The sequence below is a fragment of the Citrobacter sp. Ce119 genome (genome assembly GCF_030334525.1).
Lineage (GTDB): Bacteria > Pseudomonadota > Gammaproteobacteria > Enterobacterales > Enterobacteriaceae > Citrobacter > Citrobacter europaeus.
The window spans coordinates 49,828-59,326 of the sequence record NZ_JAOWDR010000054.1; the positions used below are offsets into that span (position 1 = coordinate 49,828).

The 9,499-nt window shown below is 53.0% G+C and carries 8 protein-coding genes; 6 read left to right on the top strand and 2 right to left on the bottom strand.

The window, feature by feature from the left end; translation table 11 throughout:
- Positions 1-526 precede the first annotated feature (526 nt).
- From OGV80_RS14585 to OGV80_RS14610, 6 genes are all read left to right on the top strand, one after another.
- On the top strand, positions 527-793 hold the full coding sequence (locus OGV80_RS14585; RefSeq protein ID WP_000556587.1) for a helix-turn-helix transcriptional regulator: 267 nt from the start codon (positions 527-529) through the stop codon (positions 791-793).
- Positions 790-1,338 carry a host cell division inhibitor Icd-like protein gene (locus tag OGV80_RS14590; RefSeq protein ID WP_286515200.1) on the top strand — a complete coding sequence of 183 codons (549 nt, stop codon included), beginning with the start codon at positions 790-792 and terminating at the stop codon, positions 1,336-1,338. The genes OGV80_RS14585 and OGV80_RS14590 overlap by 4 nt, the downstream gene beginning before the upstream one ends.
- A complete protein-coding gene (locus tag OGV80_RS14595; RefSeq protein ID WP_001216601.1) occupies positions 1,335-1,562 on the top strand; it encodes a hypothetical protein in 228 nt (75 codons plus the stop codon). Before OGV80_RS14590 ends, OGV80_RS14595 begins: the two co-directional genes overlap by 4 nt.
- The gene (locus OGV80_RS14600; RefSeq protein WP_286515202.1) at positions 1,559-1,879 is read left to right on the top strand and encodes a DUF5375 domain-containing protein; all 321 of its coding nucleotides are present in this window, start codon (positions 1,559-1,561) and stop codon (positions 1,877-1,879) included. The genes OGV80_RS14595 and OGV80_RS14600 overlap by 4 nt, the downstream gene beginning before the upstream one ends.
- A gap of 14 nt (positions 1,880-1,893) precedes the next feature.
- Entirely contained in the window at positions 1,894-4,236 is a 2,343-nt protein-coding gene (locus tag OGV80_RS14605) for a primase-like DNA-binding domain-containing protein (RefSeq protein WP_286515204.1), read from the top strand.
- 910 nt (positions 4,237-5,146) lie between these two features.
- The gene (locus OGV80_RS14610) at positions 5,147-5,503 is read left to right on the top strand and encodes a KPN_00521 family repetitive protein (RefSeq protein ID WP_003826111.1); all 357 of its coding nucleotides are present in this window, start codon (positions 5,147-5,149) and stop codon (positions 5,501-5,503) included.
- 58 nt (positions 5,504-5,561) lie between these two features.
- Here the strand turns inward: OGV80_RS14610 and OGV80_RS14615 are convergent, their stop codons facing one another.
- On the bottom strand, positions 5,562-6,995 hold the full coding sequence (locus tag OGV80_RS14615; protein ID WP_286515207.1) for an EAL domain-containing protein: 1,434 nt from the start codon (positions 6,993-6,995) through the stop codon (positions 5,562-5,564).
- 117 nt (positions 6,996-7,112) lie between these two features.
- The coding region (locus OGV80_RS14620; RefSeq protein ID WP_286514947.1) for an autotransporter outer membrane beta-barrel domain-containing protein at positions 7,113-9,499 on the bottom strand (2,387 nt) is incomplete at its 5' end.

The window sequence follows — 9,499 nt, forward strand, 5'->3', positions numbered from 1 at the left end:
TGTGTTCAACCTGAAATGATTCTGACGCCTCCTGCACAACAACACGATTCATTGCCGTTGTCAGAGTGCTGGCACAAACAGACCTTAGAATCAGGCTGGCCAGAGAAAGGTCGCAGGAAAACCTTACTCACCGTTTGTTTTTTTACTTATAACTATTCACCACTGTTCACCTTAAATAAAAAGATAAGTAATACAGTAAGTTAAAGGGTGAACAGTTGTAGGTCTGACTGTTCACCGTCTGTTCACCACTGTTCACCCTTCAGTTTTTTCAGCCAGTCAGTCACTTAGACTTTTTAGTGATTAAAAATAATAAATATATAAAAAAAAGCAATCAGCAATGGGCCACCGGTTTGCCAACGTTTGCCAAAAAACGGCCAACGTTTGCCACTGTATAAAAAACGCTCTGTTGTGTGGTAGAGCAGTACAAAATGACTTGTTGCCCTGAGGGAAAATATTCACAAAATAGAGAGCTACCCGAAGCCGGACGGACACGACCGGCACTGTATGGACTTTGTGAGGTAGCCCGATGCACACCGCTTTTTCTTCCCCGTCTTCTGCCCCTGCCGCCCCGCTGATGCCGGTTTCTGATACCGTTCACGAACGCTTTATCCGTCTGCCCGAAGTGATGCATCTGTGTGGCCTGTCCCGCTCGACCATTTACGACCTCATCAGCCGGGAAGCCTTCCCGAAACAAATCTCCCTCGGTGGGAAAAACGTGGCGTGGGCGCAGTCTGAAATCACCGCATGGATGGCAGATCGCATTGCCGAACGTAACCGGGGCTATGACGCATGATGATGACCGTTCAGCAAACAGCCCCTTTTTCTGGCTTGCTTCTTTTCGCTGTTTCCAGGTATAGTTTTCCCGCTGTCGCAAAATCGGCAGCCGGGCGTGAGAACCCGAGTTTAACTGTGGCGACACCGGACGCGCCATGCGTCTTTTTTTGTGTCTATGCTTTTGCACACCCATTTATCGGGCAACGGTTCTTTGTCTGTTGCGCCGTCAAAATAATGGTGGCTCAGGCGGGGCAGCCTTCGGGCTGGCCGGTTTCCATAGTTGCCGGTTTCTCACCCCCGTCTGGGCTACCACCATTGCGTGAGAACTTCGGTGGTAGCTGTAATCAGCTAACTATGGAGGTTGCCGCTATGGCTACGACCCTCACCCCTTCACACCCGCAGTTTGTCTTTGTGTTTGCCGCCGTTCGTCGCGCAGACCGTAACCCCCGTATCTGTATGCTCCGCACCGTTGCCGGTGATGAGCACGCCGCACGCCTTTCCCTCGTTCGCGATTACGTCCTCTCGTTTGCTGGCCGTCTGCCGGTTGCGGAGGTGCGCGCATGAGACACACCACCATTACCGCCCGTGACCTCGAATGTCTGGAGCATATGCGCAACGTCGGCCAGCTCGTCAATGAGCTGATGCAGGTGCAGGACTGCGCGACCGTTCGTCGTGACCCGGCGCAGCAGTTACAGCTCACCTCCGTGATTTACCTCATGACCGCCCAGCTCGACGGTGTGGTCGAACGCTGCAATCAGCAGTGGCTGACCGGGGAGGGTAACGTATGAAAAAGCCATTACCGCCCGTATTACGCGCCGCGCTGTATCGTCGCGCCGTGGCCTGTGCATGGCTGACCCTGTGCGAACGCCAGCACCGCTACACGCACCTCACCCTCGACGCGCTGGAAAGCGCCATTGCCGCCGAGCTGGAAGGCTTCTACCTGCGCCAGCACGGCGAGGAAAAAGGTCGCCAGATTGCCTGTGCCCTGCTGGAAGATTTGATGGAAGCCGGACCACTCAAAGCCGCGCCGTCGCTGTCCTTTCTCGGGCTGGCCGTGATGGATGAGCTTTGCGCCCGTCATATCACCGCACCGGTACTGCACTGAGGGAGAAAATAACCATGAAAATGAACGTAACGGAAACCGTAAAACAGGCGTGCGGCCACTGGCCGCGCATTCTCCCTGCGCTGGGTGTGAAGGTGATTAAAAACCGCCATCAGGCCTGCCCGATTTGTGGCGGTGATGCCTGTAGCGATCGCTTTCGCTTTGATGACCTGGAGGGGCGCGGCACGTGGTACTGCAACCGGTGTGGTTCGGGTGACGGACTCAGGCTTGTCGAAAAGGTGTTCGGTGTAAATCCGTCTGAGGCCGCCCGGAAGGTGAATGCCGTGACCGGCAACCTGCCGCCGGTTGCCCCGGAAGTGATTGCGGCCGCAGAGGCTGCAACCGATGCCGACCGCAAAGCGGCGGCTGCACTGGCCGTCAGGCTCATGGAGAAAACCCGACCGGCCACTGGCAATGCCTACCTCACCCGCAAGGGTTTCCCCGTTCTGGAATGTCTGACGCTCACCGTCATGCATAAAACCGGCGGCGTGACGTTCCGCGCCGGGGATGTGGTTGTCCCGCTGTATGAGGATACCGGCGCACTGGTTAACCTTCAGCTTATCAATGCTGACGGTCTCAAACGCACCCTGAAAGGCGGTCAGGTCAAAGGGGCATGTCATGTCATCGAAGGGAAAAAACAGGCCGGAAAACGCCTGTGGATTGCGGAGGGTTATGCGACCGCGCTCACCGTACATCATCTGACCGGGGAAACCGTCATGGTGGCGCTGTCCTCCGTGAACCTCCTTTCTCTGGCGAGCCTTGCCCGTCAGAAATACCCGGCCTGTCAGATTGTCCTCGCCGCCGACCGTGACCTTAACGGCGACGGCCAGAGTAAAGCCGCTGCGGCCGCAGACGCCTGTGAGGGCGATGTTGCCCTGCCGCCGGTATTCGGTGACTGGAATGATGCGTTTATACAGTACGGCGAGGAAGCCACGCGAAAAGCGATTTATGACGCCATCCGGCCACCGGCGCAAAGTCCGTTTGATACCATGAGCGAGGCGGAATTTACCGCCATGAGCGCCAGCGACAAGGCCTTGCGGGTGCATGAGCATTACGGCGAAGCGCTGGCGGTGGATGCGAACGGCCAGCTCCTGTCCCGCTATGAAAACGGCATCTGGAAAAATATCCCTGCCGCCACTTTTTCACGGAATGTTGCTGACTTATTCCAGCGTCTGCGCGCCCCGTTCTCGTCGGGGAAAATTGCTTCGGTGGTGGAGACCCTGAAACTGATTATTCCCCAGCAGGATACACCGGCGCGCCATCTGATTGGTTTTCGCAACGGGGTACTCGATACACAAACCGGCCTGTTCAGCCCGCACAGTAAATCGCACTGGCTGCGCACGCTGTGCGACGTGGATTTTACCCCGCCGGTGGAAGGCGAAATGCTGGAGACTCACGCGCCGAACTTCTGGCGCTGGCTCGACCGTGCGGCCGGTAAAAATCCACAAAAACGCGACGTGATTCTGGCTGCGCTGTTTATGGTGCTGGCGAACCGCTACGACTGGCAGCTCTTTCTCGAAGTCACCGGTCCCGGCGGGAGCGGCAAAAGTATTCTGGCCGAAATCGCGACCCTGCTCGCCGGGGAAGATAACGCCACGTCAGCCGATATCGACACACTGGAAGACCCGCGCAAACGTGCATCCCTGATTGGCTTCTCGCTAATCCGTCTGCCAGACCAGGAAAAATGGAGCGGTGACGGCGCAGGGCTTAAGGCCATCACCGGCGGCGATGCGGTCTCAGTTGACCCGAAATATCAGAACCCGTACTCAACACATATTCCGGCAGTGATTCTGGCCGTGAACAATAATCCCATGCGCTTCACCGACCGCAGCGGCGGGGTGTCACGTCGCCGGGTGATTATTCACTTCCCGGAGCAGATTGCCCCGGAGGAACGCGACCCGCAGCTCAGGGATAAAATTGCACGCGAGCTGGCCGTCATTGTGCGCCAGCTTATGCAGAAATTCAGCGACCCGATGACCGCCCGCGCACTGCTCCAGTCGCAGCAGAACTCCGACGAGGCACTCAGCATCAAGCGCGATGCTGACCCGACGTTTGATTTTTGCGGCTATCTGGAAATGCTCCCGCAGACCAACGGGATGTTTATGGGTAATGCCAGTATTATCCCGCGTAATTACCGTAAATATCTTTATCACGCGTATCTGGCCCATATGGAGGCTAACGGGTACAGGAACGTGCTCAGCCTGAAAATGTTCGGGCTGGGGCTGCCCATGATGCTGAAAGAATACGGCCTGAATTATGAGAAGCGGCACACAAAGCAGGGGATACAAACCAATCTGTCGCTGAAAGAGGAAAGCTACGGCGACTGGCTGCCGAAGTGTGACGAACCCGCAGCAACATAACCAACTCCAGACCGGCAACAGCCGGTCTTTTTCTTTCTGGCCATTGCCACAAGGTGAACAATCCACTGTTCACCCTTCACCGTATATTCACCCTGTATCAACATGAAATTATTGATAAAAAACCAGAGGTGAACAGTGTGAACAATAAAACCTGAAAAAACTTTTTATCACCCCGCGCATCGCCTTACCGGGCGCATCCTGGACGAGCAAAAATCACATAGGTGAAGAGTCGACTGTTCACTCTTCACCAACTCATCACCACCTAACCACATGATATAAAATGATAAATAACCGAGGTGAACAGTGTGAACAGTTAAATGCAAAAAAACTTTTTTTCTGTGCTTATTGTTTAAAAAAAAGACCACATGAAAAAGGTGACACATTTCTAAAGAGGGATCGTATTACTATGACATTTCATAATTGGTACACGTTTAGGTACACAATTGAAAGTTGAATACGGAAAAATCCTTTATATTTAATACATTGAGAAATTTATTCAGACTCCGCCAGCCCAAACACCGATGAAAAGCTCTCAGCGTAAGCTGAGGGCTTTTTTGTGTCTGTATTGCCAGTAGCACTGGTCAAATCCAGAGAAATGGGTACACGTATAGTTTCACGTGTGAACGTGTGATTAAAATTCAACCTCACTTCTGATAAGCAAACTGCAGCGCCAAATAAATATCAGGCAGCATCATGATGCAGGCCCATGCTAAATAATGATGATAACTCGTTATTTAACCCAATATTAAATGTGGATTTCCCCCAAGACAACGTAACCGTATTAATTTCTCACACTGCAAAAGTGGAAAAATAGCGTTATCCGCACTTACAGTTTTTTCCTAAAGCCAGCGCTTCGTTTGTATGCCATGCTTAACCACGCTAATAACTTATAACGCTAAGCGAGGATATTATGAAAAAGACAATTATCGCATTATCTGCAATTCTGCTGGCTTCTCCCGTTATTGCCGCCACGACACACGCAACTGATAATGATGTAGCTGCCGCACACGAAAACGCCAATACCGCAAAAGAAAAACTGCATCAGGCGCAGAATCAGGGCGAAGAGCAAAAATTAAAAGCCAAACATGCTGCTGAAGGCAAACAAGATGACCTGAGCAGCAAAGTAAGTGAAGGTTCACAAAAAGCCTGGAATACAACCAAAGAAGGTACTGAAAAAGGCTGGAATGCAACAAAAGAGGGTACCGAGAAAGGCTGGAATAAGACCAAAGAAGGTGCTGCCTCCGTTGAGAAAAAAGTCAGTGAATAATCTTCCAAACATTGAAAAATAAAAAACCGCGAAAGCGGTTTTTTATTATCAGCTATTCTTATAATAAATGCAGAAACGCATTAAAGGGTACTGGTTTACTGAACAGGTATCCCTGACCAAAGCTAACGTCCATCCGTCGCAGCCTCTCCATCTGCTCTTCACTTTCTATCCCTTCCGCTACCAATGGGATCCTGGCCAGTTCAGAGAGGTGAACAATGTTGCTGATAATGCTATCACTCACGCCACCTTTACCCAATGAATCGATAAACATCTTATCAACTTTCAAAAATCGCGGCGCAATACGTTGCAGCGCAGCATAGTTAGAATACCCGGTCCCAAAGTCATCCAGGGCTAGTGCCGCTCCCGCCTCCTTCAAGCGCTTCAGCACGCTTTCACGAATCAGATTCTGCTGTCGCTCGGTGATTTCCAGCATCACGCCAATATGAAACAAGTTCATCCGCCGAATAAAGGCGATAGTGGCATCGGTAAATTCATTATCTTCCAGTGACAGTGGAGGTATGTTAATACCGATGTGAAAGGGTATATCGCAATGATCCCTGAGGCACCGCATATCAGTCTCTACCTGCGTCAAAAGTTTCAGCGTCAGCGCATTGATCAAGCCGCTATGTTCAGCCGTGTGGATAAATTCGTTAGGGGGAATAATTCCCTGCTCAGGGTGATTCCAGCGAGCGAGAACTTCAGCCCCGACGATTTTTCCGGAAGCGAGTTCGACGACGGGCTGATAAAATGGAACAAATTCATCATTATGAATCGCACGCTGCAGTATTTTTATCGGTGAAATCCGCTGCACCCGGCGTAAGTGGAAATATAACAGCAACGACAGTAGAACAAATAAAATAAGAAGATAATGGTTATCTCGCACATAATCTGCAATGCCATCCTGTGAATCCGTCACAATCCAGAAAGGATAGTTTTGTGAGGCCATCTGCACGAAAGGATGTTTTGCTGGATACAATAAAAAATGCACATCAATTTTTGCTTTACGGGCAAAATCCATGAGAATTTTATCGATCGCCGCTTTATATACCGCAACCGCCACCACCTGCCCCTGAAACGGAAAATAGAGGATATACATCTCCGTCTTCAGCCGATAAATCTGTTCAATCATCAGTGAGTGTGTGGTCGTTCCTCTGGAAACAATCCCCGGCGATTCTCTGCCTTCGAGAGAAGAACAGTTCCACTCACCATTCCTGATAATACTGACTGAACGAATCTTCTCGCCAGATGCCGTAAGAAGACGCAATTTTCGTAGCAGATCGTCGGTGCAATTTTCCTGGATATTTGCGCTGGCCAACACAGCCAGCGTATTTACGTCGTCAAATATCGTGTCGATTTCTTCGATCAGGCTATTTATCGCGTGTTCCCTGACAAGTTGTCCCTCTCTATCCCATTGCTGCCATGACGTCAGCACACCGGCCAGAAGAAAAAGCAACACCAGCATGATGGGTGTGATTTTCTTGGTTACAGACATGATTAACTCGTGTTGTTGAACAAAGCGCCCTGAAGGACGCTTTTTAGATGTTATTTCAGGAGGAAATAACCAGACTGACATACGCCAGTCTGGCTGAACTTGCCCGGCAGAATCAGCTTAGAAGTTCCATTTCACACCGACCATCGCAGCGCTGTCGTTATAGCCTTTGTCGCCAGCCTGGACCCCGATGTTGCCCCACAGATTAAGACGCGGACTCACCTGTCCTTCCACACCCACTTTTACCTCGGCGATATTTTTCGCCCCATCCTGACGAACATTCACGCCGTCCATGGTCGTACTGAAATCACGTGAATTGTGCAGCCAGTTCAGTTCGGCAAACGGCTGGAATTCACGCTCTTTACCGTTATCCATCTGATGATGGCTCTTAATCCAGGTTTTCAGGCCCAGCCGGGTCTGTACATTGCCGCTACCGTTGCTGGTGATACGGGTGCCGTTGCTTTCCTGATGATCGTCCGCCTTCACGCCCATCCAGACCGCCTGCGCCTGAGGCTGGATGTACCATTCATTCAGCGTGCCCTGACTGCCGGAAAATTCGCCCATTTTCTGGGCATATCCCATTTCCAGCGAAGCGGTCACCCCTTTCGATTTATATGACTCGCCCTGCAGGTCATCGCCTTTAACATTGTTATCAAACCAGCTGTACTGAGCCCAGCTGTCCAGCCAGGCGCCGTTATGCGACGCGTCATTGGCATACCATGTGGCATACACGCCGGTGCTGTAGCCATTGACTGAACCCCGGGAACGATAACCCGTGCGTGATGACCGGGTGTTACTGTGGTCGTTCCCGTAGCCCGCCATCACGCCCAGGTGCCAGCGGTCAAGTCCGTTCTGGCTCCATTGCGCAATGTCGCCTCCCAGCTGCAATACATAACGGTTGCTCTGGGTTTTCAGCTGGCCGCTGCCGTCACGCCAGTTGTTGTGCCCGCCAACGTGGCGCATCCACATACTGGTGACTTTCTGCTCGCCGGTCAGGGCATCGGTATACTGCGTTTCGCCCAGGCGATCGTACAAACGGGTGACGAACATGTTGTTGGCTGCCGCCAGGTTAGCCGTGTAGCTGCCGCCTTCCGGGCGCAGATCTTTATCGGGATCCGGATCCGGATTTGGTTCGGGATCCGGATTGGTTTTGCCGCTGGTCAGATACCAGTTGCCGCTGTTCTCATCCTGACCGCGCCCAAGGCTGTAGTCATATGCCCCTGCCACAATACGGCCAGCCTGGGTGAACTCACCGTCCGATGCGCCATCAACATGAATAACTTCGATCCCATCAATCGTGGCGGCCCCTTTCCCACCGGCGTTGGTGACGCTGACGGAGGTGGTGCCACTGGTATCGCCTTTCACCACCAGCTTATCCGTAACGGAATTGTCATCCCCCAGCGCGGTGTTCAGGGAAAGATGCCCACCATTCCCCGTATAATTGCCATTGACCACCAGCTGGTTACCGGCCTGCTGACCATTCACACCGGTTGCGAGGGTACCGCTGTTAACCAGGTCGCCCCCCACCGTGAACAGGAGGTTGTCGCCGGTCCCGGTTCCCACCTGCAGCACACCGGCGTTATTCACATGACCTGCAACGCCCCCCGTGCCCGAGAGCATCCCCGCAGCCGCAATGTTGACTTCGCTACTGGCCAGCGTGACCGGAGATGTGCCGTCCCCCAGTACCAGGCCGCCCTGCTCAATCTCCGTTTTGCCCGTCCAGGCGGCGTTATTGCCGACGGTAATGGAGCCGGCTCCCAGCTTGGTCACATCGCCGCTACCATAAACCTCGTTATTAAGCTGCCAGTCGGTATTACTGTTCAGCACCAGTGAACCGCCGTTGCTCACCTCTGCGCTGCCCAGATTTTCTGCAGTAAACACGGTGAGCCGGGAATCCGCATCCACAGCAAATTGCCCCGTAAAGGCGCTGTTGTTGCCCACCAGCGCGACATCGCTTTCGCTGAGTTCAACCCGTCCGGCATCGCTGATGCTGTTGTAAAGCGCGCCTGCGGCCTTGCTCATCGTCAGCGTTCCCGCCGCCACAATATCGCCGGTGCCAAGGCCCAGCGTCGTGTTCATCAGCACGCGCGCGCCTTCTGCAATGGTCGTTTTTGCCGTCAGCGTGCTGTTTTCACCGGTGATGGTCAGCGTGTCGCCATTGATGTTTAACGCGCCGCTTCCGGTCAATATCCCGTCGGCTGTGCCACCCTGCTGCAGGGTCAGGCTACCGCCATTGATGTTCAGCAGTGAGTCAGCCGCCGCCGTCAGCTTACCGACAGTCTGGCTATAACCGTTCATGTCAAAACCGGTATCAGCGGCCAGACGCAGTTCGCTGGTCTGTCCCAGAACATTATCGTTTTTCATCAGCAGGTTGCCGCTGCGTACATCGGTGATACCAGTGTAATCGTTATCCATATTCGACAGCGATACCGTCTGCCCTCTGGCGCTGTCAAACGCCAGATCGCCAGTGCCGGTCACGCGGGCGCTGAGATCTGCGGCATTACCGG

What these genes read in the sequence shown, in the direction of transcription:
- OGV80_RS14605 (WP_286515204.1), top strand. Translation starts at nt 1,894, where the DNA reads ATGAAAATGAACGTAACGGAAACCGTAAAACAGGCGTGCGGCCACTGG.
- OGV80_RS14600 (WP_286515202.1), top strand. Translation starts at nt 1,559, where the DNA reads ATGAAAAAGCCATTACCGCCCGTATTACGCGCCGCGCTGTATCGTCGC.
- OGV80_RS14595 (WP_001216601.1), top strand. Translation starts at nt 1,335, where the DNA reads ATGAGACACACCACCATTACCGCCCGTGACCTCGAATGTCTGGAGCAT.
- OGV80_RS14610 (WP_003826111.1), top strand. Translation starts at nt 5,147, where the DNA reads ATGAAAAAGACAATTATCGCATTATCTGCAATTCTGCTGGCTTCTCCC.
- OGV80_RS14590 (WP_286515200.1), top strand. Translation starts at nt 790, where the DNA reads ATGATGATGACCGTTCAGCAAACAGCCCCTTTTTCTGGCTTGCTTCTT.
- OGV80_RS14615 (WP_286515207.1), bottom strand. Translation starts at nt 6,995, where the DNA reads ATGTCTGTAACCAAGAAAATCACACCCATCATGCTGGTGTTGCTTTTT.
- OGV80_RS14585 (WP_000556587.1), top strand. Translation starts at nt 527, where the DNA reads ATGCACACCGCTTTTTCTTCCCCGTCTTCTGCCCCTGCCGCCCCGCTG.